This is a genomic window from Paenibacillus sp. JT31N11, assembly GCF_056269285.1.
In genome coordinates, this window is sequence record NZ_JBWDNQ010000008.1 from 261,802 (window position 1) to 284,274 (window position 22,473).

Annotated in this window: 23 protein-coding genes; 4 read left to right on the forward strand and 19 right to left on the reverse strand. The window is 51.5% G+C overall.

Features of this window, described 5'->3' with window-relative positions:
- Positions 1 to 12 precede the first annotated feature (12 nt).
- The 4 genes from AC0YNV_RS25545 to AC0YNV_RS25560 form a co-directional block, all read right to left on the reverse strand.
- Complete coding sequence (locus tag AC0YNV_RS25545) at positions 13 to 678, reverse strand: MOSC domain-containing protein (RefSeq protein WP_475770551.1); 666 nt, start codon at positions 676 to 678, stop codon at positions 13 to 15.
- A 221-nt stretch (positions 679 to 899) separates the two neighbouring features.
- Complete coding sequence (locus AC0YNV_RS25550; RefSeq protein ID WP_475770658.1) at positions 900 to 2,576, reverse strand: amino acid permease; 1,677 nt, start codon at positions 2,574 to 2,576, stop codon at positions 900 to 902.
- A gap of 136 nt (positions 2,577 to 2,712) precedes the next feature.
- The gene (locus AC0YNV_RS25555; RefSeq protein WP_475770552.1) at positions 2,713 to 2,886 is read right to left on the reverse strand and encodes a hypothetical protein; all 174 of its coding nucleotides are present in this window, start codon (positions 2,884 to 2,886) and stop codon (positions 2,713 to 2,715) included.
- Between the two features lie 207 nt (positions 2,887 to 3,093).
- A complete protein-coding gene (locus tag AC0YNV_RS25560) occupies positions 3,094 to 3,477 on the reverse strand; it encodes a TetR/AcrR family transcriptional regulator (protein ID WP_475770553.1) in 384 nt (127 codons plus the stop codon).
- A gap of 171 nt (positions 3,478 to 3,648) precedes the next feature.
- Between AC0YNV_RS25560 and AC0YNV_RS25565 the strand changes: the two genes are divergently transcribed.
- Both AC0YNV_RS25565 and AC0YNV_RS25570 read left to right on the forward strand, forming a co-directional pair.
- Positions 3,649 to 4,260 carry an NAD(P)-dependent oxidoreductase gene (locus AC0YNV_RS25565; protein WP_475770554.1) on the forward strand — a complete coding sequence of 204 codons (612 nt, stop codon included), beginning with the start codon at positions 3,649 to 3,651 and terminating at the stop codon, positions 4,258 to 4,260.
- A 26-nt stretch (positions 4,261 to 4,286) separates the two neighbouring features.
- Positions 4,287 to 4,919: an NAD(P)-dependent oxidoreductase gene (locus AC0YNV_RS25570; RefSeq protein ID WP_475770555.1), complete on the forward strand. Its 633-nt coding sequence runs from the start codon at positions 4,287 to 4,289 to the stop codon at positions 4,917 to 4,919.
- A 225-nt stretch (positions 4,920 to 5,144) separates the two neighbouring features.
- Here AC0YNV_RS25570 and AC0YNV_RS25575 read toward each other — a convergent pair whose 3' ends face one another.
- From AC0YNV_RS25575 to AC0YNV_RS25590, 4 genes are all read right to left on the reverse strand, one after another.
- Complete coding sequence (locus AC0YNV_RS25575; protein ID WP_475770556.1) at positions 5,145 to 5,738, reverse strand: response regulator; 594 nt, start codon at positions 5,736 to 5,738, stop codon at positions 5,145 to 5,147.
- A gap of 87 nt (positions 5,739 to 5,825) precedes the next feature.
- On the reverse strand, positions 5,826 to 6,437 hold the full coding sequence (locus tag AC0YNV_RS25580) for a DUF3298 and DUF4163 domain-containing protein (protein ID WP_210040625.1): 612 nt from the start codon (positions 6,435 to 6,437) through the stop codon (positions 5,826 to 5,828).
- A gap of 91 nt (positions 6,438 to 6,528) precedes the next feature.
- On the reverse strand, positions 6,529 to 7,038 hold the full coding sequence (locus AC0YNV_RS25585) for a GNAT family N-acetyltransferase (protein ID WP_475770557.1): 510 nt from the start codon (positions 7,036 to 7,038) through the stop codon (positions 6,529 to 6,531).
- Positions 7,035 to 7,760: a phosphonate ABC transporter ATP-binding protein gene (locus tag AC0YNV_RS25590; RefSeq protein WP_210040621.1), complete on the reverse strand. Its 726-nt coding sequence runs from the start codon at positions 7,758 to 7,760 to the stop codon at positions 7,035 to 7,037. Before AC0YNV_RS25590 ends, AC0YNV_RS25585 begins: the two co-directional genes overlap by 4 nt.
- Positions 7,761 to 7,911: 151 nt before the next feature.
- On the opposite strand from AC0YNV_RS25590, the gene AC0YNV_RS25595 reads away from it, so the two are divergent.
- Together AC0YNV_RS25595 and AC0YNV_RS25600 are read left to right on the forward strand one after the other, a co-directional pair.
- Positions 7,912 to 8,133, forward strand: coding sequence for a hypothetical protein (locus AC0YNV_RS25595; protein WP_210040619.1), 222 nt, complete (start codon positions 7,912 to 7,914; stop codon positions 8,131 to 8,133).
- A 153-nt stretch (positions 8,134 to 8,286) separates the two neighbouring features.
- Positions 8,287 to 9,039: an HAD family hydrolase gene (locus AC0YNV_RS25600; RefSeq protein WP_210040617.1), complete on the forward strand. Its 753-nt coding sequence runs from the start codon at positions 8,287 to 8,289 to the stop codon at positions 9,037 to 9,039.
- Between the two features lie 114 nt (positions 9,040 to 9,153).
- Here the strand turns inward: AC0YNV_RS25600 and AC0YNV_RS25605 are convergent, their stop codons facing one another.
- The 11 genes from AC0YNV_RS25605 to pdhA all read right to left on the reverse strand — a co-directional run bounded on the left by AC0YNV_RS25605 (position 9,154) and on the right by pdhA (position 22,421).
- Positions 9,154 to 11,496 (reverse strand): DNA topoisomerase 3, encoded by a 2,343-nt coding sequence (locus AC0YNV_RS25605; protein WP_475770558.1) that lies wholly within the window; start codon positions 11,494 to 11,496, stop codon positions 9,154 to 9,156.
- A gap of 19 nt (positions 11,497 to 11,515) precedes the next feature.
- Positions 11,516 to 12,646, reverse strand: a complete 1,131-nt coding sequence (locus AC0YNV_RS25610) for a hypothetical protein (protein ID WP_475770559.1) — start codon at positions 12,644 to 12,646, stop codon at positions 11,516 to 11,518.
- 48 nt (positions 12,647 to 12,694) lie between these two features.
- Positions 12,695 to 13,015: a hypothetical protein gene (locus tag AC0YNV_RS25615; RefSeq protein ID WP_475770560.1), complete on the reverse strand. Its 321-nt coding sequence runs from the start codon at positions 13,013 to 13,015 to the stop codon at positions 12,695 to 12,697.
- Positions 13,016 to 13,319: 304 nt separating this feature from the next.
- Positions 13,320 to 14,807, reverse strand: coding sequence for a glutamate synthase subunit beta (locus AC0YNV_RS25620; protein WP_210040609.1), 1,488 nt, complete (start codon positions 14,805 to 14,807; stop codon positions 13,320 to 13,322).
- A gap of 371 nt (positions 14,808 to 15,178) precedes the next feature.
- Positions 15,179 to 15,685 carry a dihydrofolate reductase gene (locus tag AC0YNV_RS25625; protein WP_475770561.1) on the reverse strand — a complete coding sequence of 169 codons (507 nt, stop codon included), beginning with the start codon at positions 15,683 to 15,685 and terminating at the stop codon, positions 15,179 to 15,181.
- Positions 15,686 to 15,705: 20 nt separating this feature from the next.
- Positions 15,706 to 16,500 (reverse strand): thymidylate synthase, encoded by a 795-nt coding sequence (thyA, locus tag AC0YNV_RS25630; protein WP_475770562.1) that lies wholly within the window; start codon positions 16,498 to 16,500, stop codon positions 15,706 to 15,708.
- A gap of 49 nt (positions 16,501 to 16,549) precedes the next feature.
- On the reverse strand, positions 16,550 to 17,038 hold the full coding sequence (locus AC0YNV_RS25635; protein WP_475770563.1) for an acyl-CoA thioesterase: 489 nt from the start codon (positions 17,036 to 17,038) through the stop codon (positions 16,550 to 16,552).
- A gap of 285 nt (positions 17,039 to 17,323) precedes the next feature.
- Positions 17,324 to 18,745 carry a dihydrolipoyl dehydrogenase gene (lpdA, locus tag AC0YNV_RS25640; RefSeq protein WP_475770564.1) on the reverse strand — a complete coding sequence of 474 codons (1,422 nt, stop codon included), beginning with the start codon at positions 18,743 to 18,745 and terminating at the stop codon, positions 17,324 to 17,326.
- 3 nt (positions 18,746 to 18,748) lie between these two features.
- On the reverse strand, positions 18,749 to 20,101 hold the full coding sequence (locus AC0YNV_RS25645; RefSeq protein ID WP_475770565.1) for a dihydrolipoamide acetyltransferase family protein: 1,353 nt from the start codon (positions 20,099 to 20,101) through the stop codon (positions 18,749 to 18,751).
- A 70-nt stretch (positions 20,102 to 20,171) separates the two neighbouring features.
- On the reverse strand, positions 20,172 to 21,149 hold the full coding sequence (locus tag AC0YNV_RS25650) for an alpha-ketoacid dehydrogenase subunit beta (protein ID WP_475770566.1): 978 nt from the start codon (positions 21,147 to 21,149) through the stop codon (positions 20,172 to 20,174).
- A gap of 207 nt (positions 21,150 to 21,356) precedes the next feature.
- Positions 21,357 to 22,421, reverse strand: a complete 1,065-nt coding sequence (gene pdhA / locus AC0YNV_RS25655) for a pyruvate dehydrogenase (acetyl-transferring) E1 component subunit alpha (protein WP_210040595.1) — start codon at positions 22,419 to 22,421, stop codon at positions 21,357 to 21,359.
- Between the last annotated feature and the right edge of the window lie 52 nt (positions 22,422 to 22,473).

Below are 22,473 nucleotides of genomic sequence, written 5' to 3' on the forward strand. Positions count from 1 at the left end.
TGAATCCTCCGTTCAATCCTGAGCAGCTTCGAGCGCCGCCAGCCTGCTGCCAATCGTTTCCCGCCAGCTGCCTGACAATTCCTCCAGCGCCAGCAGCCTTCTCATTCCGGCTGCATCCTTCTTGTCGAGATACATGATCCGGTTCGCTTCCGCAATGGTGACCCCGGCGGGATGGCGGCTTGCCAGAACCAGCTCGTCGCCTGCGGCGACAATACCCTCCTGCAGCACGCGAAAGTAAAAACCGGAATAGCCTGTCTGCTGCACCTGAAGCGGCAGCTTCGGCAGCCCATGCTTGATCCCAAGCTTGAAGCAGGGCTGGCGCGGCTGGCTGACCTGAACGGCCGCCTCCCCTACGCGGACAATATCGCCAATGCATATCGACTGCTCCGTTATCCGGGACACCGTGAAGTTTTCGCCAAATGCCCCTGCCTCAGCATCTTTGCCCCATTCCGAAGCCCAATAGGGATAATGCACGCTGGAATAGACGCAGACCGCCTTATCCTCCCCCCCATGATTGATGAGGTCCGCCTGGCCGTCTCCGTCCAGTCCGGTTTTGGCGAGATAAAGAGGTCTGCTTGAAGGCTTCTTGAAAATCCCGGTCTCGACTTCCCTCGATCCGTGCAACACAGCAACCGGCAGTGCAATGTTAAGCGACAAAAGCTGGCCTATCACAGACATGGTATCCCTCCATCTATCTAACTTTGTCTACAAAATTATAAGATGAAGGAGAACCGGAAGGCAATCCCGTTTGATTCATGGCATTAATAATAAACTATGCTAATAACAACAATTTCCTTTGAATTATCAGCAATCTAGGACAATATGACCAGGTGTCGAATGCGATCTCATTGTGTTGTTTTGTGCGCTTCCCCGGGAAATGAAGATTCATTTCCGGGAAATTATTGCTGCGGGAATTTTCTTTCTATTCGGATTATTTCCTCTATTGTTCTCCGGTTAAACCGGAAATGTCCTTTTGCCTGGACAGCCGCCAAGGTATGGGATCTCCGGTGTGCAGCCTCCACGCCCGCGATCAGAAGCGCCGCACCGGCGAGCAGCAGGATCAGAACAAAGCCATTCATATAATATAAAGCAATGCCCGCTGACGAGATCAGCCATATTACGGAGACCCTGTCGAGGAAGAGGCCGAGTCGGCCGGGCTGCCATGATTGATGAAGGGCTTGCGATTTGCTCCAGCGCTTGGCGTGTAATTTGAGCGCGATTGGGATGGCATAAGACAGGTGCAGGGCAATGAGACTCGAGCCGACAAGCTGAATAAGCGTTTCATTTCCCAATGAAGCACCCTTTATCAAGCCAATCCCAAGAGAGAGTCCGAGTACCGCTGCTGCAACGGCAATAACAGCAGCCACAGGGGAGCGGAAACGTTCGGAGATTTCAGCCAGCTTCCTGCCCCAGGGAAGCGGAGCGCCGTCACGGGACATTGCGAACAAGCTGCGCACGGAAGCCGTCATCGAGCCCAGCCCGCTCCCCCATCCGGCAAGAGCGATGGCAAGGACCACGATCGTATTTATAGCCCATCCCCAGTTTCCGGCCAGCATGTTCACCACCCAGTGCCCCAACCCGTTATAGCCCGGGAAATCGGAGGTCCCGCCCGGGAACTGGAGCAGCATCATCGAAAATAACACAAAACCGAATATAAACGTATAGACGACCGACAAAAATATCGCCCAAGGCACGCTGGCCCGCGGATCATGGGTCTCTTCGGCAGTCTGGGCAGCAGAGTCGGCACCCAGAAACAACCGCTGCAGCAGCAGCATGCCCAGAACAAGAACAGGCTCATGACCGGATACAGCCGCTGCCTCAGAAGGCGCGACAGGCAGGAATCCATAAAGCATCTCAAGCGGATAAGCGCTCGGCCAGGCAAGCGCAACCAGTCCCGCCAGAACAGCCAGCACACAAAGCACCTGCAGCCAGGCAGCCGCTCTGAATATACCGCTGAGCGCTCCGACTCCCCCCAGCCCCGCAATGGCTTGCGAGAGGATCAGGAGAATAATTATCCCGCAAATCAACGCTGTGGAAGCTTCATAACCGAATCTCGCCTCAACCATCCGGCTTATCCATTGGGCGCATATCACATTCATGGTGACCGTCATAAGCAAACTGCCCGCCAAATGCAGCCAGCCCGCAGCAAGACCAAGCCGTTTGCCGCCCGCCGCTTTGGCCCAGTGATAACAGCCTCCGGCTGTGGGGACTTTCGATGCGAAGAAAGCCATCGAGCATGCCGTTGCGATACCGAACAGAGCGAGGATCGGATAGCCGAAACCGACCACTGCCGGTCCGCCGGCCGCAACAGCAGGACCAAGCAAAAAAACAGCTCCCCCGATAACCGAAAGCGTGGAGAAAGAAATCCCAAATACCGCAAATCCGCTCAAGCGCCGCGTTAATTGCTGGGCATAGCCGATTTGGTTAAGCTCATGCTTATCCTGCATAAAACGGACATAACCGGTCTGGCGATTAAAGGCCTGATGCAGCGGATCGGATAGGCTTCGCTGCGCCAATATGCCGATAACTAAGGCTGCTCCGCACACAGCGACGAACAACAAAAGCCCGAGAATCATAGGTAACAAAGCTTCACCCCCATACTTGACTGTATGAGGACAGCAATCAAATCAGCACCGCAAAGACCGTTCGTCTCCGCTTGGCCCAGCCACCGGGATCGATTAAACGACTTCCGCAGGACAACGATTCCGTTTATCACTCGATATTTTTATGATGTGACATGATTCTTTTCGGGAATGCTTTTTTTTTTGAGATCAACATCGCCAAAGAACGGCTGAAAATCAGCCGTTCTTTTTGTTTCGCTTCCAGGTTGGATTTTTTGCGAATAATTGCTTTATTACGATAACGGACAGTTTTTGTTTTAGGCATGCAACGCTTCACGGCGTCCTGACCCCGGCCATGATGAGGGGGAGTGCCTGCTCTACCAATATCTCCGCCGGCTCACTTCGGGCTTGTTCACTCCATTGCAAGACGATGCCAAAGACTGACCAACTGATCATCGCAGCCTTGATCTCCGGCTTCCGTGAATGCTGGCTGCCGGGCGATTCAAGGTGCTGCATACATTCCCGAACAATCTCATAAAGCTTCTTCTTGGCGTTTGTTTCGATAGAAGCGGACATACGTCAGCTTGCGATTCAGTTGCCGAGTTGTCTCCAAATGCCAGTCACATACAGCCAGCATAAGGCTTCGCACGAGAGCGGAGCCGTCCTCGCCCGGATCGTCGGGAATCCGCCGACGAATCGCTTCTTCCAGCAGCCCACCCAGCGTCTCGTCGAGCAGCTCGAATTTATCCTGAAAATGGCCGTAAAACGTTGCCCGATTCAGTTCGGCCCGATCGGTAATATGTTGAATCGTAATCGAAGAAAACTCTTTCTCGGACAGTAGCTCGATTAGTGCGTTCCGCAGCGACCTTCGCGTTTTTTTGGCGCGTGGGTCGTCTTTGTTTACGTAAGACGTCATCTTTCATCGCTCCCTCCCTGTCTGCTCCGGTGCAATACGTAATCGCCAATTTGGTGAAAATGTCGCTTAGCCTACAAATCAGCGTTTTTGCGCATGGCATTGAGCAAGGGTTGTTGTTTATGATGCTAATTGACAGTTGTCGTGCAGTCAACAGCAATGGAGGGCATACGGATGAAAATTGCGATATTCGGTGCGTCTGGCCGGACGGGACACTTAGTCATGGAAATGTCTTTGCAAGGAGGGCACGACGTCGTCGTATTCGCGAGGCGGCCGGACAACATCCGTCTAAGCCACGAGCGACTCACCGTCATCGAAGGGACGGTCGCGGATCGCGAACGGATCGAACGCGCTGTCGAAGGAGCGGATGTGGTCATCGAATTAATGGGAGCCGTCAGTGAAGGGACGGTGAACATCATTGCCGCGATGAAAAAACACCGCGTGCAAAGGCTGATCGCCGCTTCTGCTCTGAGCGTGCGGGACCCGATTGATCGCTTCCAATTGGGGCGTTTGCTGCTTCTTGCGATGGTCAGCACGATTATTCCTCGCAACGTAAGGGAAGTCCGAAGGGCTGCGGAGCTTATTCGCGCCTCTGACCTGGATTGGACATTGGCGAGAGTTCCGATTTTGACTGACAAAACCGGCACCTTTTCGAAGGCCGGCTATTACGGTCATGAAACGGTCGGCATGATGCTGACGAGAGCGGACCTGGCTGCTTTCATGTACAAGCACCTTTTCGACACGAGATTTATCTGTAAAGCTCCCGCTGTCAGTAGCGGACCCTAAAATAACTGTCTATAGGAGGAATTCAGGTGAAATTTACGATTTTTGGAGCATCGGGAAAAACAGGTCAGCTGCTAACACTAAATGCGTTGGAACGAGGCCACAATGTCACGGCTTACGTCCGATCGCCCGAGCGGTTCGAGATTCGGCATGAGCGTCTATCCGTGGTAGTCGGCACATTGGAACAAGACGAGTCGATCGGGCGCGCGATCAATGGTGCCGACGCTGTGGCGGAGTTGGTCGGTGCCGTCAGCGAAGGAACCAAACGGATCATTACGGCGATGAAACAGCACGGCATTCGTCGCTTGGTCGCAGCGTCCGCGTGCAGCGTTTCCGATCCGAACGATCTCCCTGATGTGGAACTGTCCATGTTGGTTTCGTTCGTGGAAAGTCACCGTATTGAAAATATTTTGGCCGTGCGGAGAGCGGCCGAAATCATTCGCGCCTCGGACCTGGACTGGACGCTGGTTCGTATCCCGGTGTTGAACGACCGCCCAGGCGGTGGTGCTGTCAAGGTCGGCTATCCAGGACGCGACGAGGTGACGATCTACTTATCGCGGGCTGATCTCGCTTCCACGATCCTGAGAATACTTGAGAGTGACGTGCAGATCCGGCAGGCGCCGGTCGTCAGCAATTCCTTGCAGCCGGCGGGCGGTTGTTAACGTTCCACTCAAACTGTGTCAAATTTGCAATAGGGTTAATTATAAATCCACAGATACTGGTTCCATTGAAGTAAATATTCCCAAATCCAAAACAACCCCTACGCCGTCTTCAGGTCTACCTCCTTCACAAAGAAGGCATCTCAACAGAAGTTGAGATGCCTTCTTTCATAAAATGTGACACTTTATATTAAAAAGCTTTATAGATATGATAATGTGCTCCTTTACTTAGCTTCCGATCCCTTCGAGTCCGGAATCGGAAGATACCTGCATCTCTGACATGACAAAGCGCTTCACAAGCTCAATATCAAAGGGCTTTGTGAAGAAAGCAAGGACGCCGAGCTGCTTGGCCATATCAATTTTATCGGGGTCGCCGTAAGCCGTTATCATGGCCACTTTGATTGTCGGCCTGAATTTGCGGATTTCCAGCAAGGCCTCGATTCCGTCCATGTCGGGCATTTTCAAATCGAGCAATATAAAATCAATGGGATTCTGCTCCACCTGCTCAATGGCAGTCCTGCCATGAGGCGCTTCGTATACCGTCAATCCTTCAAGCTCAAACAACTCCCTCAGCAGCCGTCTTATTGCCGATTGATCATCAACAATGAGAATGCTGTAGGGGAGTGTGCCCGGCGTTGGCGGCGGCATATCAAGCTCGGCCGCGGTGTCCCCGGAATCGAACAGCGATCCGAACGCGGGCGGATTGTCCGTTCCGATCCGGACCGGCTCAAAGATGGGGCGAATCTTTTTCTTATTCCATCTCCGAATGCAAAAAGCAATAATGGCTGCAGCTACGGGCAGCAATAAAATCAAATAAATCATCGTAGAACTCCTCGTGTAAGCGTTTCTCCTGATTTATTTTCGACATTTATTGCACCAAATCCTGCAAACCCAAGAAAATGATTGGAATCAATCATTTACGTCCATAGAAGCAAGCGGCCCGGTGGGACTAATAATGTCCGTCAAATCGAAAACGGATATCGGAAAGTAAGGAAATCCAAAGGCATAAGGCGTCAGTTCAAAAAGCGAAAAATAAATCACAAGCGCACGGTCGGCAATATAAAATGGCTGATCGGGGCGAATGGATTGGAACGGCTCCAGGGTTTCGATCTGCCGCTCGGCGATTTGTACCTTGATCAGGTCTGATAAGCGCTTGATATAAGAACTCCCCGGCTTGAACAAATCGGCGAGCGAATAGGATCTTCCGGACACCGTGTCAAAGGTAAGCGATTGCTGCAGCGTCAAGCCGTGCGCGCCGCCTGTAAACGCATAATTGAACAGAGACAGGCTGAGCACGTTTTTTTCATTCGTTTTGATTTCAAAATAACCCATCATCTCCGCACGGGGATCCTCCAGTGACCCCTGCTCCGCCACCAGCGCCCTTACAGCGTGCCGTATGGATTCGTTCATGGTGTTGCGCGCGGCCGCATGCTGAACGCCGCTGACGACGGGGACCCACAATTCCGCTTTGGGAAAAGTAACGCGGGACGCATGGATGACTGCCGGAAACTGAAATGCCATATGGACACCTGCCTATTCGGGTTGATGTTCCATTATATGCGCTTTATCCGGTTCCCTTGCTAGTTCCACTTTCCTTCAGGAGAAATGAGCTTTAGTTCCGCAAATTCCGCTTCATCTCGTGCCACTCGATGCCGCCGTGCCGCGAGGAAGAAATCCCCGCATATTCAAACCCTAAACGCTCATAAAATCCAATCAAACCGGCCTCGCACATCAAAATGATGCTTTCCAGCCTGTCCGCTTCCGACTGCCGGATAAGCGCATTCATCAAAGCGCTGCCAATTCCTCCGCGCCGGCTTCCGGGATCGACGGCAACGGACAAGATGCACAGGTGCAACCCGCTCTCCTCCGCGCCGTGCTCCCCTTTCACATGGTCTCCTCCGCAATCGTCAGCAGAGGTGCGTACGCCGCAGGCCAAGCCGATCAGCACAGCTCCATCCCATGCCGACAGGAAATAATGGGGAAAATGAAGCTGCCGGTAAGCAAACGCCTCGCTGGTAGCAGCAGCCTCCGCCGGATAACAGGAAAGCTCCAGCCGATGGGCGGCCTCAAGCTCGGGTACCCGGATCGGCCGGATTGGAAGATCATTCACCGCTTTGCTCATATGAGCATTTTTTCCCGTTCGGTCAATCTTCTCCCTTTAACGTCCAGTACCAGTTCTCCGCCGCTTAGACCCAGAATCCGGTCTGCGAACCGTTCAGCCCAGTCACCCTGATGCATGACCGCAATAACAGAAATCCCCTGAATTTTGCACATCCTCTTCAAGTCCGACAGAACCTGCTCCGCCGCGTGTGGATCAAGGCCGGATACCGGCTCGTCGGCAAGCAGCGTTTGGGCACCGTGAACCAATGCCCTTGCGATGGCAATACGCTGCTTCTCTCCCCCGCTCAGCTTCTCCCCCTTCTGCTGCGCTTTCTCAAGCAGTCCCACCTTCTCGATCATATCCATGGCTCCCATATAATCGTCATTGCGGACCATTCCGGTAACTCTGCGCCAGACAGGCGTTTGATAAGCGGATCCGATCAGCACATTCTTCAGCGCCGAACGATTCGGATGCAGCGTGGGCTTCTCCTCCATATATGCCATTTCCCGGCGCACCTTCATCGTTCCCGTAAAACCCTTTTCAAAAATATTGACGCCGTCAACGAAATACGATCCGCTTGTCCACTTCTCGCGCAGAGCCAAACACTTCAGCAGCATGGATTTGCCGCTGCCGCTCGCCCCCTTGACCGCTACGAATTCGCCGGGCTGAATTTCAAAGCTGATACCCGACAGAACCTGCGGGCCGCCTGGTATTTGCTTCGTCAATTGAGATACTCTTATCATGAATGGCGCTCCTTTTCCAAGTTAGCGATTACAAGTCTATCAATCTAGTTTACGGGAAACAAAAAATAGTTTCCATCCGAACAAATGTTTGGTATAATCAAAACAAGAACACATGTTCTAATATCCTATTTTCCCAAGGAGGCTGATCATCATGAACAACTGTGAAAATTATCGATTTATTGAGAGGTACCGTCCTTATCGCGATTTGACCTTCAAATTTTACTCTAATGGCTCTCTCACCATTATTGATAATACCGCAGAGGAGGTGATCACGCCCCGGGAACTCAAGGGTGAGAGCTATGACTTTTATGTCCGCAAGCGGCTTGCTTACATCAGACAGGATCTGAGCGCCAAACTGCAGAAATTCGCCTGATGCCATTTAACCCCGCTAATTCATGTCATTTACAGCCCGCGCTAGGATAAGTATCTGTAACGGTTTACAATAATATTCAATTTGACGGCGAATCCATATATGCGGTAGATTGGTTTTACAGCCGAATCATATGGAGAAGGAGCCGTGCCTTTGATGAAGCAACAACTCTTATTTGATCTTGATGATACGCTGATCCATTGCAACCGGTATTTTTATCTTGTCATTGACCAGTTTGCCGATTTTATGTCAACCTGGTTTCGCGGCTATGGTATCCCGAGTGAAACCATTCGGAGCAAGCAAACGGAAATCGATATTGCCGGCGTCCATGCCGTTGGCTTCATGAGCGAGCATTTTCCCCAATCCTTTATTGATACCTACCGTTATTTCACGGAACAGACGGGAAGGGCTCGTTCCGTTATAGAAGAAGATCAGCTGTGGAAGCTAGGCCGAAGCGTCTATGAGCTCGAGGTGGAGCCCTATCCATTTATGGAAGAAACACTGGATACTCTCGCTTCCAATGGTCATGAGCTGCATCTGTACACTGGCGGCGAGATGCTGATTCAGCAGCGCAAAATTCAACAAATGCAGCTGCAGCGTTATTTTGACACCCGCATCTATGTCCGTTCGCATAAGAACATTGACGCGATGGAAGGCATCTTAAGCGAAGGCGGCTTTGAACGCAGCTCCACATGGATGATCGGAAATTCGCTGCGGACCGATGTTATTCCAGCCCTTACGTCCGGTATTCATGCCATTCATATGAAAAGTGAATCGGAGTGGATCTATAATGTTGTCGGGATTGATGTTGAACCGAAGGGCGCATTCTTCACCCTTCATCAGCTATGTGATGTGCCGGATAAGATCCATGGCTATATACGGCAGCAGGAAAGCGCCGTTAATCTCTGAAGGGAGCGGGACACGGCTGATCCGCAACCTTGACCTGAATAGGCTTGCCTCCACATGAGCGGAATTGTTCATGCCGGGAGACAAGCCTATTTTTAATGAAACGCTGTTTCACGATCAGGAAAACACGAACTCAATCGTGCCTTTACTTTGATCTGTTAATATCCACTTCCCTGAATTCGTCGTGACATCCTTGGCTTTGCTTGTTATCTTGCGCGTTTCACCTTTGGCTGCCAGCGCCTTGGCCATCGCTGCCGTGACCGCTCTGCCCTGCTGCTGCTTCCAGATAACGAAGGTGCAGCCTTCCCGGAACCGCAGACAGCCATAGCCTCGTTTACCCTCCACAAGCTGTCCGCCGCAGCCAGGGCGCGGACAATCGGCTATCACCGCAGGAGGTGCCGACGAGCCAGCAGCCGGTTTCTCTTTGGCCTTGGATACAGCCTTGGATGCGGTCTTGGCTACGGATTGCCTGGTACGTGATGCAGCAGCTCTTGCGCTTCCTTCTGCGGCAGCGGATGCTGGCTTTCCGCTGGAAGCATAACGTTTGGTTGTCCGCCCTTTCCCCTTGGCGCCGCCCGAGCTGCCTTCAGCATCTCCAAACAGACTGGACGCTGCTTGCGGCTGATGCCTCACCTTGCCGACGATCATCTCGGCAAACTCCTTCACCTTCTGCATGAACTGTTCATCTGAGGCTTCACCCTTGGAAATCTGGTGCAGACGCTGCTCCCAGCGTCCCGTCATTTCCGGCGAAGCCAGCAGCTCCACGCCCGCTCCGCGTATGAGCTCAATCGCTGCACAGCCCTTGGTGGTAATATCCAGCCTTTTGCCCGCCGTTACGATGTAGCCGACATATTTCAGCCGTTCAATCGTTGCTGCGCGGGTAGCTGGCGTGCCCAGACCGATTTGCTTCATCGCATCGCGAAGCTCTTCATCCTCAATCGATTTGCCTGCGCTTTCCATGGCTTTGAGCAGCGTACCTTCCGTATATGACTTTGGAGGCTTTGTCGCCTTCTCGAGCGCAGCAGCCTCGTCACAATGGACCGGAGCATCCGCTTTCACCCCGAAAGGACGGTCCGTAAGAATGAGCTCGTCCTCCTGATCCTCTGTCGGCTCATCCGACTTTTTCTTGCGGCTTTTTTCTTTGGGAGCGCCGCTGTCATCCTGGCCCAATACGACTCGCCATCCCGGGTCCAACTGTTCCTTCGCGCGGGTCCGAAACAGCTCCTCTTCGACTTCCGTCATCACCTCATGATTGTTGTAGACGGCCGGCGGATAATAGTGCGACAGGAAACGGCGTACGATGAGATCGTAAATATTCTGCTCTTCCGTACTGAGCGTCCCCGGGCGTTTGGGTGTTGGCAGTATGGCATGGTGATCCTCTACCTTAGCAGGGTTGCACACGGCTTTGTTTCCTTTGTGGACACGGCTGCGGTCCGCTCCCTGCGCAAGCTGCCCGTAAGCGGTTTGTTTGAGCATCTGAAGGACATTGCCCATGACCGGGATATTCTCTTCCGTAACATAATTGGAGCTGGTCCGGGGATATGTAATCACCTTATGTTTCTCGTACAGCGCCTGGGCGATATCCAGCGTTTTCTTCGCCGGGTATCCGTATCTCCCATTCGCTTCGCGCTGCAGCAGCGTCAAATCATACAAGCGGTAAGGATACTCCTTGGTTTCATTCGTCTCATAGCTGACAATCCGCGCCGGTTTACCGCTCACCTTGGCTGCCAGCAGCTCGGCTTTTTCCTTGTTTGTAATCCGATCGCCCTGCCAGAGTCCTTTGTAGCTGAAGTCCGTCTGGCTGAAGGTCGCCTGAACCACAAAATAGGTTTCACTATTAAACGCGGTTATTTCCTTGTGGCGATCGTAGAGAAGCGCCAACACAGGCGTTTGGACGCGTCCAACCGACAGAAGGGTTTTGTGGCGGATTGTAAAAGCCCGCGAGGCATTCATGCCCACAAGCCAGTCAGCCTCGCTGCGCGCTCGTGCTGCCCGCGTGAGCGGATCGTAATCCTGATCATTCCGAAGCGAGTCAAAGCCGCGCCGGATCGTCTCCGGCGTCAAGTCCGAAATCCACAGCCGCTCCGTGGGCTGCGACATTTTCAAATACTGCCTGATCAAATGGAAAATGAGCTGCCCTTCGCGACCGGCGTCGCAGGCATTAACCAGCCGGTCGCTGCGCTTGGCGAGCTCGCCGATCGTTTTCAGTTGATCCCTGGTTTTGGGATTGGGCCAAAGCTTGAAGCGGTCGGGAATAATCGGCAGATCCGCCTCGTTCCATTTTTTATATTTGGGATCGTATTGATCCGGCTCCGCAAGACTGACCAGATGTCCGATCGCCCATGTTATGATATAACGCTCGCCTTCCAGATAGGATCGTTTATTTTGCGCTTTGGGCTCGATAACAGCCGCAATCGTGCGTCCCATATCAGGCTTCTCCGCAATGATTAATGTCTTCAACTAATCCCCTCTTTGCTGCTTAATGGTCGATCTCAACATAACGTATCATGGCCTGCATGATACTGCGGACCCCTTTGGACCAATTGGGGTCTTCGGCATATTCACGGTTAATCCAGGTTATCGCATCCTCTTTCTCCGGCCTGTCCTTGCTGATGCGCAGTATGGTCCGCACAGCAATCGCGGTGGATTGCTCGATGGTCGTATTATAATCCTGCCAGCTGTAAAAAACATTAAACGGATTGTTCGCTATTTTCTTCGCCTGTTTATGGGTAGTCGGCACAAAAGCCTGCTCCTGTCCGGTAATCGCAAAAAGCAACAGCGGATGAATGTTATTCTCCCTGGCTGCCGACATAATGGCATCATAATAGGGCTGCTCCGCAAGCAGAGAAGATTTGTTGTGCAGATATTGTTTCAATCGGCTCTCATTCACTTCCGTATAGCGCAGTTCAGCGGGCAAACTATTGCTTGCCGGAACTTCCACGGATCTTGCCGGCTGTATGTCTGCTTTCTGCTGCTGCTTGTCCGGCGCTGCAGCCGGCTGCAGCAGGATTCCCCCATAAATCAGGCTGGACATGACCAGAAGCGCCGACAGAAGAGCGTAGAGCATCGATTTGACCCTGGGCGGCTTCACAGCCGCAGGCAGATGGACAATATCTCCTGCACGCTCTTGCTCCAGCCCGATAGAGGGACTCCGCTCTTGAAGGAGCAGAGCTTGATTGGCAAAAAGCGACCAAGCCGAAGCTTCCTCTCCTGCAGCGGCTTCTGTCGCCTGCGCAGCCGTGATCAACTGCTTGTTGAACGGCTCAAGCGGCAGTGAGCATGCCAACCTTTGCTGGGTCCACATATGCAGCGGTTCATACACCGCCCTGTCCTCAAGATTCAAGGCCAGACAGCTTTGAAAGACATGCTCCGGCCCTACAGGCCTCTGCTGCCTGGCTACTACTTGAAGAAGCAGCTCCGCTGTCAGCTTCAGCTTGATTTCTTCGGCAAAATCCGGAAGCTGGCGCATGACAATACGCTGCATTGCATCTGCTACGATTTCCGCCCGGCGCTCAGTCGGCAAATCCGCGTATTTATGCTGTACATAATGGCGAATACTCGATATCTCTGACTTCGTAAGCACACTTGCCGCATTGGATGACATCATCATTCCCCCATGCTTGGCTTATTGGTCTCTCGATTTTACCACAACTTTCCTTTACTTGGGGGCGGCGGATTCCAATATCGCTTTCTGCACGTCCTCTTGTTCGATGTAGGCTTGTATTTGCTCCTTCTCATCGATTGTAAACTGGAATTCACAGTCACAGCCCTCATCCAGAGGCACAATTTGTACAATTGTGCCATTCGTCGTGCAGATGACCAGCGCAGTCAGCTGCGTGATTTCCTCCGGACACGGTGTTGCCGGGGATAACACAAGTCCGAGCTCGATATCGACCCACTGCTCGTCACGCCGTTCAATACGCGGCTCAAACGCCAGAATTTGCAGCTGCGTCACCCGTTCCGACCCATATTGAATCATCGTTTCCCACACTCCATTCCAAGAAAATCGAATTCTTTCCGATATCGTAAGAAGAAACAGCTTCGTCGTCCTTTGGCGGCAAAGTTAGTTTCTTCCCTTAAACCTTATAGAAATTTATAGGCATGAAACTTATAAATTCTATAAGGTCAAGAAGAAACGGCTTCGCCGTCCTTTGGCGGCGCAACAAGTTTCTTCCCTCAGAAATATAAGCAAAGTAGAGGTCAAATTTTATACTTTCTTATATTTAAATAAAAGCGCCCGAAGGCGCTCTTATCGGTAAAACATTATTAATAGCCGCAGCTGCTTATGGCAGCATTGTCGTTCCCATCAGGAAACGGTCAACCTCACGGGCAGCCTCTCGGCCTTCATTGATCGCCCAGACGACCAGACTTTGTCCGCGACGCATATCGCCGGCAGCGAATACTTTGTCAACACTTGTGCTGTAATCGCCATAAGCTGCTTTGACATTGGAGCGGCGGTCCTGTGCAAGACCCAATTGATCAATAATCGTTGTTTCCGGTCCTTCGAAACCGACTGCGATCATAACCAGATCAGCCGGCCATACTTGCTCGGTGCCGGGAATTTCCTTGTAAATCCGGCGTCCGGACTCATCGACAGTACGTTCGATCTGGACGGTGTGCAGCTCCTTCACATTCCCGTACTCGTCGCCTACGAATTTCGTGGTCAGGACGGAGAATGCACGCGGATCCTTGCCAAACAATGCGCGCGCTTCTTCCTGTGCATAATCGAGCGTATACACATTCGGAAATTGCGGCCAAGGATTTTTCACAGGATCACGCTCAAGCGGCGCTTTGGATACGGTACCGAATTGGGTGATGGATTTGCAGCCATGGCGAAGCGCCGTTGCCACGCAGTCTGTTCCTGTATCGCCACCGCCGATCACAATCACATTCTTGCCTTTGGCGGAAACGTAGTTGCCATCCTCCAGATTGGAATCCAGATAGCTTTTGATCGTACCGTTCAAATAATCCATGGCTTTATGAATGCCTTTCAAGTGACGGCCTTCAATGTCAACCTCACGGGCTTTTGTAGCGCCGCCGCATAATACAACGGCATCAAATTCGTCCATGAGCTGCTGGGAGGAAATATCGGTGCCGATTTCAGTATTCGTAACGAACTGGACACCTTCGGCTTCAAGCAAATCCACCCGGCGTTGAACGACTCCTTTGTCCAGCTTCATCGTCGGAATGCCATATACCAGCAATCCGCCAATACGATCGGCACGCTCATACACAGTTACCGTGTGACCCGCTTTATTCAATTGGGCTGCGCATGCCATTCCGGCCGGACCCGAACCAACCACAGCAATTTTCTTCGAGGTGCGCACTTTGGGAGGTTGAGGAACAACCCAGCCTTCCTCGAAGCCTTTATCGATGATGGCTTGCTCAATGGACTTGATGGTTACTGCATCGCCAATCAGGCCTACTGTACAGGAACCTTCGCAAGGAGCAGGACATACACGCCCCGTGAACTCCGGAAAATTATTTGTTTTATGCAAACGGTCAAGCGCTTCACGCCACAAACCGCGGTAGATCAGATTGTTCCACTCGGGGATGAGATTATTTACAGGACAGCCTGAAGCGCCGCCCGGGAGCTCAATGCCCGTATGACAGTACGGAGTGCCGCAATCCATGCAGCGCGCACCCTGCGTACGAAGCTGATCTTCATTGAAGTGCTTATGAAATTCTTCCCAATCCTTGATGCGCTCCAGCGGATCGCGATCTGCAGGCAGCTCGCGCTTGTAATCCATAAATCCAGTAGGTGTAGACATATCGCTTATCCTCCATCTCTTTATCCCCTTGCAGTAAGAAGAACCGGCAGGCTTGTTCAAGGCATGCCCGGATCTCTTCCCCCCTGAAAATATAAGCCAGGCATACAGGAACGTATCCGGATATCCTCTCTTATACCGTCTTGAATATCAGAATGAAAGCAGATGCCTTAAGTAACGCAGCTGCGGATATTTATTCACTCTTATCCTAAAAATATATCGGGATTTCAGTCAACATTCAATATCAAACTTTCCCATTCACATGGGACTTATTTATCATATCGTAGCAATTGGCACCCATACGTTAAATGGATTTTCCGTACAATCATTTGCACTAAATGACAGAATGTTCGTCATATAACGAAAGCAGGATATCAGGAACGCGGCGTTTTTCGGATATAGGTGCGGATGCAGAAATCATAGGCATTCTTCTCATCCCTCTGAAACGGCTCACTGCCCGCCAATTCCCATTCATCCTCATTAATGGCCGGAAAATAAGCATCTCCCTCAACCTCAGCATCCACTTCAGTGAGAAGCAGCTTGTCCGCATAGGGCAGAAACAAGTTGTACACTTCTGCGCCGCCCATGATCACAAGCTCCTCGCAGGTATTTGCATTGTAGCGAGTCATAGCTTCCTGAGCGGTATGAACAACCTCACAGCCGTCATGCGAAAAACCGCTGCTTCGTGTGAGTATAACATTAAGCCTGTCCTTGAGGGGCCTGCTGCCCAGCGATTCAAAGGTCTTGCGCCCCATCAACACGGTTCTTCCTGTCGTGGAACGCCTAAAATGAGCGCTCTCGGCAGGCAGGCGCCAAGGCATGGCATTGCCGATGCCAATTACCCGGTTATGCGCCATGGCGGCGATCATCGTAATAGACATACTGATTCAGCCGCTCCTTCCTATATGGCAACTTCCGCTTTAATTGTCGGATGGTGCTGATAATTCGCAATTTCAAAATCCTCATACGTATAATCGAATATCGAATCCGGCTTGCGTTTGATAATCAACTGCGGCAGGGGCAGCGGCTCACGGGTCAACTGCAGCTTAACCTGCTCGATGTGATTGCTGTATATGTGAACATCGCCGCCGGAATATATAAAATCCCCTACGCCCAAATCACATTGCTGTGCGATCATGTGCGTTAACAGCGCGTATTGTGCAATATTAAAAGGCAGCCCGAGGAATGTATCCGAGGAGCGCATGGTCAGCATGCAGGAGAGCTTGCCGTCAGCCACATAAAACTGAAAGACAAAATGGCAGGGCGGCAGCTTCATATGCTCGATCTCCGCTACATTCCATGCACTGACAATATGCCGGCGTGAATCGGGATTACGCTTGATGGATTCCACCACCTGGGCAATTTGATCAATTTTCCGGCCGTCCGGCGTTTCCCAGGCACGCCACTGCGAGCCATACACGGGACCAAGATCACCATTCTCATCCGCCCATTCATTCCAGATACGGACGCCATTCTCCTGCAAATAGCGGACATTCGTCTCGCCCTTCAGAAACCACAGCAGCTCATGAATAATGGATTTCACATGCATGCGCTTCGTTGTCACGAGCGGAAACCCTTTATTTAAATCGAAACGGATCTGCCGGCCGAATACCGATGTCGTTCCCGTTCCGGTGCGGTCTTCCTTCACCGTTCCGTGATCCAGTACATCCTGCAATAAATCCAAATAAGCTCTCAAAGCAGATTTATCCCCCTTCTGCATTTGTGTCATCCTTCTATTTTAGCATTTATTGAGGGTTCTGTCTTTCCCGTTTTCTCTGCATCCTAAGATCGTAACGTCCTGGAGCAGAAGCATGCAGCGCCTTTTCTTCATCCGTCACCGGTATGACAACGGGCACTCCGGTTGGTTTTCCGGTCTCATCCAGAGCAACAAAAGAGAAGAATGCGGTGACTGCCGTTTTCCGCTTGCCCGTGTACACATTCTCCGTCTGGACCTTCACGAAGACCTCCATCGAGCTTTTATGCGTCCAGGTTATGAATGCCTCGACTTCAATCACTTCCCCGACCCGGATCGGCGCTACAAAATCAAGGCTGTCCGTTGAAGCGGTGACGACCGGCTTGCGGGCATGGCGCATACTTGTAATCGCTGCGATTTTGTCCATATACTCCATGACCTTGCCGCCGAACATGGTGCCGTGATAATTCGTATCCGATGGAAAAATCAACTGCATCATTGTCGACCTTGATTCACTTGACAGCTTGCTTGCTTCACTCATAAGGCCGCCTCCGGAATAGGATTGTTTCAATAGTTTCGATCAGAAAATGGCTCAAGCCGTACGATACGGCCGAGTGCGATACTTCCAATTGAAATATATGCAGCGTATCATAAAGAAACGACAGCATCCATATTTTGTAATACAACTAAATTTATCTCCAATAAATCATATTAAATTTAACGATGTAAAACATTATACATTTCTATAAGTTGAACAAAAGAGGCCACGCGCTCGTGCAGCGGCTCGTGACCTCTTCTTTATATGCTATAAACCTGCTCAAGAATATTATTTCTTGCTCGCGATGGCATGAATCGGATGTCCCAGTGCCACTTCGACAGCGTCGAGAACAATTTCACCCAGCGTCGGATGCGCATGAATCGTGAGTGCGATATCTTCAAGCGTTGCACCCATTTCAATGGCAAGACCAAGCTCAGCAATCATATTGGAAGCTTCCACACCGGCGATTTGCGCGCCAAGCACAAGCTCGTTGTCCGCATCGGCAATGATTTTGACAAAGCCTTCTTTCACGCCGAGCGACAATGCGCGTCCATTGATGTTGAACGGGAATTTGCCGACTTTCACGTTGTGGCCTTTTTCTTTGGCTTCCTTCTCGGTGTATCCTACGCTGGAAAGCTCAGGATCGGAGAAGACAACAAGCGGAATGCATTTGTAATCAACGGCGCTTGCTTGTCCTGCGATCGCTTCAGCCGCAACACGGCCTTCATACATGGCTTTGTGGGCAAGTGCCGGTCCTGCAGTGATATCGCCGATCGCATAGATGTGCGGAATGCTGGTGCGGCACTGCTCGTCAATCTCAATCAGACCGCGGTCGGTCATTTTAAGGTTGATCAAATCAAGGCCAAGCTCTCCATCCGTGTTTGGACGGCGTCCAACCGTAACGAGCAGATAATCAGCCGTTACTTGCTTTTCTTCTCCGCCGACGGTGTACGTAACCGTTACGTCCTTGTCGGTTTGTTCCGCGCCTTTGGCCTGAGCGCCCGTTACGATTTCCGCATTGGCACCCTTCAATTTCTTCGCAACAAGCGAAGACATGTCAGTATCAAAGCCAGGCAGAATGGTTTCGGTCCCCTCGATAATCGTTACCTTCGTGCCGAAGCGCGCATACATTTGGCTGAGCTCGATTCCGATGTAGCCGCCGCCGATTACAACGAGGCTTTTCGGAATTTCCGGCAAAGACAAGGCGCCGGTCGAAGATACGATACGTCCGCCGTATGGGAATGCTTTGAGCTCGATAGGACGGGAGCCAGTCGCGATAATGCAGTTCTTGAAACGGTAGCGCGGAGCTTCGTTATCATTAAACACGCGGGCTTCTGTTTCATTGATGAACATAACCTCGCCGTTGAAATATTCGATTTTGTTGGCTTTAAGCAAGGAAGCAACGCCGCCGGTTAATTTCTTGACGACACTGTTTTTGAATTCCTGTACTTTGCTCCATTCCACTTTGACGTCCGAAGCGGTAATCCCGAATTCCGAAGCATGACCGATGGAATCGTATTGATGGGATGCGGAGATCAGTGCCTTGGAAGGAATACATCCGACGTTCAGACATACGCCGCCCACATATTCTTTATCCACAACAAGCACGTTTTGTCCAAGCTGGGCGGCACGTATAGCCGCGACGTAACCGCCGGGACCTGCACCGACGACTAACAAATCAATATCTAGTGAAGCGTCACCTACTACCATGGGTTATACCTCCATTACAAGCAATTGGGGATCGGCGAGCAGCTGCTTGATGTAATTCAAGAAATTCTGAGCTGTCGCGCCGTCAATGAGCCGATGATCAAAACTGAGTGATAGAGCCATAACCGATGCCGCGACGATTTCGCCGTTTTTGACAACCGGTTTTTCAGAAATGCGTCCTGTGCCAAGAATAGCCACTTCCGGGAAGTTAATCACCGGCGTGAAGAACATGCCGCCTGCAGAGCCAATGTTGGTGATGGAAATTGTGCCGCCTTTCATCTCTTGAGCGGCAAGCTTGCCGTCGCGGGCGCGACCGGCGAGTTCCTTGATCTCATCGGCGATCATCCACACGTTCTTGCGGTCAGCATCATGGATGACCGGTACGACAAGGCCGTTGTCCGTATCCGTCGCGATGCCGATATTATAATATTTCTTAAAGACAATTTCCTGCGCTTCTTCGTCCAGCATGGAATTCAACTGCGGGAACTGACGGCAAGCAGCGACAAGCGCCTTGACGATGAAAGGAAGATAGGTCAGCTTGACACCCTTCTTCTCTGCAACCGGCTTAGCTTTCGTACGCAGTGCGACAAGCTCTGTAACATCAACCTCATCCATCAACGTTACATGCGGAGCTGTATAAACGGATTTTGCCATGGCTCCGGCAATGATTTTGCGGATGCCTCTGAACGGAATGCGCTCTTCAATGCGATCGCCAGCCGGAACAGCTGCCGCTTGCGGCTTGGATGCGGCGCCTTGAGCTGCTGTTGTTTCCTGTGCGCCTGCTTGCTGGCCTGCAGCCGGCTTGCCGCCGCCTGCCGCGAAAGCTTCAACATCTTCACGGGTGATACGGCCATTCTTGCCGGAGCCGGAAATATCAGCGATGGCAGCGCCCTTCTCACGTGCGAACTTGCGTACGCTTGGCGTAGCCAGAACGAGACTGTTTGCAGCTTTTGCCGGCTTGGCAGACTCGCCTGATTTGGCAGCTTCTGCTGCTTCCGGAGCCGCGTCCTTGGAAGTCTCGGAAGCGCTCGTGTCCGGAAGCTCGGTTTTTGCAGGCTCTTTGGCAGCTGCGGTATCCTGATTTTCCGTTTCCCGCTCTTCCTGATGAGGCAGCTCGCCTTCCGCATCAATGATTGCAACGACATCGCCGACATGGCATACTTGCCCGTCCTTCACGAGAACTTCAAGCACTCTGCCGTTAACCGGGCAAGGAACCTCCACGATTGCTTTATCGTTCTGCACTTCCATTATGATATCTTCGTCTGTTACCGTGTCGCCGGCTTTAATATGCATCTTGACGATTTCGCCTTCATGCAGCCCTTCGCCCAGCTCCGGGAACCGATACTCAAATTTCGCCACGTCCCGTGACCTCCTTCCAGGTCTTCACGACCTGCTTGTCTGTTTAATCTGGATTATGGGATAAAGACAATTAAAAGTTTCTCACGTCGTTAACCGCCTTGATAATGCGTTCAGGCGTAGGAAGCCACGTCTTCTCAATTTGTGCAAAAGGATAAACCGTATCCGGCCCGGCGACACGCAGGACCGGGGCTTCCAAATGAAGAATCGCTTTTTCATTGATTTGGGCAATGATTTCCGCAGCGGCTCCGGACGTTTTTTGCGCTTCCTGAACAACGATAGCCCGGTTGGTTTTTTGAATCGAAGCCACGATAGTATCAATATCAAGCGGCATTAAGGTTCTCAGATCGATAACCTCTGCCTGAACGCCATCCTTCTCCAGCTGCTCGGCTGCTTTAACCGCCGTATGAACCATTGCTCCATAAGCGATAATGGTCACGTCGCTGCCTTCGCGCACGATGTTGGCTTTGCCAATCGGTACGGTATATGCGTCTTCAGGCACATCTTGGCGGAAAGCATGATACAGGTTCAAATGCTCCATGAAGAATACAGGATCATTGTCGCGAATGGCCGAGACCAGCAGGCCTTTAGCGTCATAAGGGTTGGAAGGTACAATAACCTTAATGCCCGGCGTTTGAATCGCAATGCCTTCCAGAGAGTCGGTGTGCAGCTCAGCAGCGCTGACGCCACCGCCAAAAGGGGTACGGAATACGATTGGCGCGTTGTAGCGGCCGCCTGAGCGGTAACGCATACGTGCCGCCTGGACTAGCATTTGGTCAAGCGCTTCATAGATAAAACCGACGAACTGGATCTCCGCTACCGGACGAAAGCCTTGAATGCCCATCCCGACCGCCATGCCGGCAATTGCGGATTCAGCAAGAGGGGTATCGAATACACGGTCTTCGCCGAATTCGCCTTGCAGGCCTTCCGTCGCACGGAAAACGCCGCCGACCTTCCCGACATCCTCTCCGAATACAAGCACATTCGGATCATTTTTCAATTCGACGCGCATCGCGTCGCGAATCGCTTCTTTCATATTCATTTGCGCCATCGCTGAAGTTTCCTCCTAAGAGTTTTTCTGTGATACATCTTGCATATTCATCCTTGTGGAGCAGAAAGACTCACTTCGGAAGCATACACTGAGTTTTTCTGTGATACATCTCGCATATTCATCCTTGTGGAGCAGAAAGACTCACTTCGGAAGCATACACTGAGTTTTTCTGTGATCCTCTTGCAAATCTATATTTACAATTCCTTATTAAAAATCCACTTTTTGCTCTTCCAGATGCTGCGGAGTGTTTTCAAACATCGAATCGATCAAGCCGTTGACAGTCATTTTCTCTGTAGCTTCGGCTTTTTTGATATTCTCGTTGACTGCAGCTTTGGCTTCTTCCTTGACGCGGGCTGTTTCTTCTTCCGACCACAAACCTTTTTGCTCCAGGTATTTACCGAAGCGTACGAGCGGATCCTTCAGACTCCATTCGCCCTCTTCTTCCTTGGTGCGGTATTTGGACGTGTCATCAGCCATGGAATGCGGGCGGTAACGGTAAGTCAGCAGCTCGATCAACGTCGCGCCTTCGCCATTGCGGCCGCGTTCAGCTGCTTCTGATACGGCTTTGTAAACAGCCAGAACATCCATCCCGTCTACTTGAACGCCTTTGATGCCGGCAGCCAATGCTTTGTGGGCAATGGAGTGCGCTGCAGTTTGTTTCTCAAATGGTGTCGTGATCGCATAGCCGTTGTTCTGAACGACATAAATGACCGGAAGCTTGAATACGCCGGCAAAGTTCATGCCTTCATAGAAATCGCCTTCCGAAGAACCGCCATCGCCTGTATACGTAATGGCAACGCGCTTCTCATTGCGTTTCTTGAATGCCATTGCTACTCCGGTGGCATGCAGAATTTGAGCGCCGATAATAATTTGGGGCATCAGCACATTGACGCCTTCCGGAATTTGACCTCCGTGTTGATGACCTCGGGAATACAGGAATGCCTGATATAGCGGCAAACCATGCCATACGATCTGCGGCATGTCACGATAGCCGGGGCAAACAAAATCCTCTTTGTTCAAAGCATATTCGCTGCCGATCATGGATGCCTCTTGTCCGGATACCGGTGCATAGAAGCCCAGACGGCCTTGTCTGCCAAGATTAACCGCACGCTCATCCCAAGTGCGAGTGAATACCATACGGTACATAATTTCTTTCAGCTGATCGTCGGACAGCTCAGGCAGGTAATCTTTGTTAACGATTTCACCATCTGGCGATAATACGGATAGCGGTTGAACCGGTTCTGTCTGAACTTCATAAGGAACCTTACTCATATCGTTCACCTCAGTTAAATATTTGATAAACCGTGAGTCTCTGTTATAGAAT

Excerpts from the sequence above, each read along its gene's own strand:
- AC0YNV_RS25545 (WP_475770551.1), bottom strand. The coding sequence starts at position 678 with ATGTCTGTGATAGGCCAGCTTTTGTCGCTTAACATTGCACTGCCGGTT.
- AC0YNV_RS25550 (WP_475770658.1), bottom strand. The coding sequence starts at position 2,576 with ATGATTCTCGGGCTTTTGTTGTTCGTCGCTGTGTGCGGAGCAGCCTTA.
- AC0YNV_RS25555 (WP_475770552.1), bottom strand. The coding sequence starts at position 2,886 with ATGCCTAAAACAAAAACTGTCCGTTATCGTAATAAAGCAATTATTCGC.
- AC0YNV_RS25560 (WP_475770553.1), bottom strand. The coding sequence starts at position 3,477 with ATGACGTCTTACGTAAACAAAGACGACCCACGCGCCAAAAAAACGCGA.
- AC0YNV_RS25565 (WP_475770554.1), top strand. The coding sequence starts at position 3,649 with ATGAAAATTGCGATATTCGGTGCGTCTGGCCGGACGGGACACTTAGTC.
- AC0YNV_RS25575 (WP_475770556.1), bottom strand. The coding sequence starts at position 5,738 with ATGATTTATTTGATTTTATTGCTGCCCGTAGCTGCAGCCATTATTGCT.
- AC0YNV_RS25580 (WP_210040625.1), bottom strand. The coding sequence starts at position 6,437 with ATGGCATTTCAGTTTCCGGCAGTCATCCATGCGTCCCGCGTTACTTTT.
- AC0YNV_RS25585 (WP_475770557.1), bottom strand. The coding sequence starts at position 7,038 with ATGAGCAAAGCGGTGAATGATCTTCCAATCCGGCCGATCCGGGTACCC.
- AC0YNV_RS25590 (WP_210040621.1), bottom strand. The coding sequence starts at position 7,760 with ATGATAAGAGTATCTCAATTGACGAAGCAAATACCAGGCGGCCCGCAG.
- AC0YNV_RS25595 (WP_210040619.1), top strand. The coding sequence starts at position 7,912 with ATGAACAACTGTGAAAATTATCGATTTATTGAGAGGTACCGTCCTTAT.
- AC0YNV_RS25600 (WP_210040617.1), top strand. The coding sequence starts at position 8,287 with ATGAAGCAACAACTCTTATTTGATCTTGATGATACGCTGATCCATTGC.
- AC0YNV_RS25610 (WP_475770559.1), bottom strand. The coding sequence starts at position 12,646 with ATGATGATGTCATCCAATGCGGCAAGTGTGCTTACGAAGTCAGAGATA.
- AC0YNV_RS25615 (WP_475770560.1), bottom strand. The coding sequence starts at position 13,015 with ATGATTCAATATGGGTCGGAACGGGTGACGCAGCTGCAAATTCTGGCG.
- AC0YNV_RS25620 (WP_210040609.1), bottom strand. The coding sequence starts at position 14,807 with ATGTCTACACCTACTGGATTTATGGATTACAAGCGCGAGCTGCCTGCA.
- AC0YNV_RS25625 (WP_475770561.1), bottom strand. The coding sequence starts at position 15,685 with ATGTCTATTACGATGATCGCCGCCATGGCGCATAACCGGGTAATTGGC.
- AC0YNV_RS25635 (WP_475770563.1), bottom strand. The coding sequence starts at position 17,038 with ATGAGTGAAGCAAGCAAGCTGTCAAGTGAATCAAGGTCGACAATGATG.
- lpdA (WP_475770564.1), bottom strand. The coding sequence starts at position 18,745 with ATGGTAGTAGGTGACGCTTCACTAGATATTGATTTGTTAGTCGTCGGT.
- AC0YNV_RS25650 (WP_475770566.1), bottom strand. The coding sequence starts at position 21,149 with ATGGCGCAAATGAATATGAAAGAAGCGATTCGCGACGCGATGCGCGTC.
- pdhA (WP_210040595.1), bottom strand. The coding sequence starts at position 22,421 with ATGAGTAAGGTTCCTTATGAAGTTCAGACAGAACCGGTTCAACCGCTA.